The organism is Gordonia amarae NBRC 15530 (assembly GCF_000241345.1).
GTDB lineage: Bacteria > Actinomycetota > Actinomycetes > Mycobacteriales > Mycobacteriaceae > Gordonia > Gordonia amarae.
Genome location: NZ_BAED01000036.1, coordinates 1 through 1,933, shown reverse-complemented (window position 1 = coordinate 1,933; position 1,933 = coordinate 1). Strand labels below are relative to the sequence as shown.

Here is a 1,933-nt window from a genome sequence, read left to right as displayed (position 1 = left end):
TCGCCGATTCGCTGGACGGAGTCATCGCCGCCGCTACAACCGGCTTCGACGTCACGACGCAGTGGCCGATTCGGGTCAGGTTGGCACAGGCCGATTCGGCCGACCAGGAGTATCTCCTGGCGGTGGTGGCGCACCACATCGGTCTCGACGGCGAGTCCATGCTCCCGCTCGTCACTGACATCGTCACCGCGTACACAGCACGCACACAAGGTGAGTCACCGGCATGGACGCCGTTGCCGGTGCAGTTCGCCGACTACGCCATCTGGCAGCATGAGGTCCTCGGCTCCGCCGAGGACACCCAATCGGTCATCGGCCGTCAACTCGGCTACTGGCGCGAGCAGCTCGCCGGTCTGCCGGACGTGCTTGAGCTCCCCGCCGACCGGCAGCGCCCGCTGGTGGCGTCATACCGGGGCGCCGACCACGGCTTCGAGTTCCCGCGCGAGGTGTCCGACGCGATCACCGCCACCGCACACCGATACGGCACCACCGAGTTCATGGTGGTCCATGCCGCGCTGTCGGTGCTGCTGGCGAGGTTGAGCGCATCGGACGACATCGCGGTGGCGACACCGACCGCCGGCCGCGGTCAGGCGGTGCTCGATCCGCTCGTCGGTATGTTCGTCAACACGCTCGTCCTGCGGGCGCGCGTATCGGGAGCAGACTCCTTCGCGGCACTGCTCGACCGGGTCCGGGCCACTGACCTCGAGGCGTTCTCGCACGCCGACGTGCCGTTCGAATCCGTCGTCGAGGCACTCGATCCGGTGCGTTCGGAAGCGTTTGCCCCATTCGCACAGGTGATCTTGTCGTTCGACCCGGCGGCTTCGGTTGCCGATGCCGGTATCGACATCGGCGACTTGCGGATGGCGCCGGTCGCTGTCGAGCAGGTGCCGGCCCAGGTGGACCTCGCGGTGATGGTGTCCACCGGCGACGCCGTTCATCCGTGGACGGGAATCCTGCGCTATGCCACCGACCTGTTCGACGACTCGACGATCGCCGGCATGTCGGATCGTTTCGTCCGACTCATCGCGGCGCTGACCGCCGATCCCGATGCCGCCGTGGGTGATGCGCAACTACTCGGCGCCGACGAGACGACGCAGGTGCTCGGCCGTTCGGCGGGCGCCGATGTCGAGGTGTCGCCACTGCTGGTCACGGATGTGGTTGCCGCGCAGGTGACGTCGTCACCCGAGGCGACGGCGCTGTGGTTCGAGGGGCGTGGTGTCTCTTACGCCGAGTTTGGTGCCCGCGTCAATACCCTTGCGCGTGAGTTGATCTCGTTCGGCGTCGGACCTGACGTCGCAGTCGGCGTATGCATCGACCGCGGCGTGGAGATGGTCGTTGCCATCCACGCCATCGTGGCCGCGGGCGGCCAGTATGTGCCGTTCGGCACCGACACCCCCGCCGACCGTGTGCAGTACATGGTCGACACCGCCGGTGTGGATCTGGTCCTGGTCACCGACGCGTCCGCTCACGTGGTTTCGAGGCTCGTACCTCGCACCTCAACCGGCGAGGTGGTCGTGACCGATTCGCCGGTTGAGGTGCGAGGAACCGACGAGGTGGTCGTGACCGATTCGCCGGTTGAGGTGCGAGGAACCGACGAGGTGGTCGTCACCGATTCGCCGGTTGAGGTGCGAGGAACCGACGAGGTGGTCGTCACCGATTCGCCGGTTGAGGTGCGAGGAGCGCTAGCGACGAGCCTCGAAACCACGCAAGCCAGGAATGTCCGCACCCTCGTCGTCTCCTGCGACGGCGACATCGACCTGGCCACACCACCGGTCACCGACGCTGATCGCCTCGCCCCGGTGTCACCGGACAACGCCATCTACACCCTGTTCACCTCGGGTTCCACCGGCCGCCCGAAGGGTGTGACGCTGCCGCACGAAGCGGTACTCAACCGCCTGTGGTGGGGCCTGGACGAACTGCCGATCGACGGTACCGA

At 67.1% G+C, this 1,933-nt stretch carries 1 protein-coding gene; it reads left to right on the top strand.

All coding sequences use genetic code 11. The features are described from left to right. Positions 1–1,933: condensation domain-containing protein (locus GOAMR_RS10215; protein ID WP_005186673.1), on the top strand; the 1,933-nt coding region annotated here is incomplete at both ends.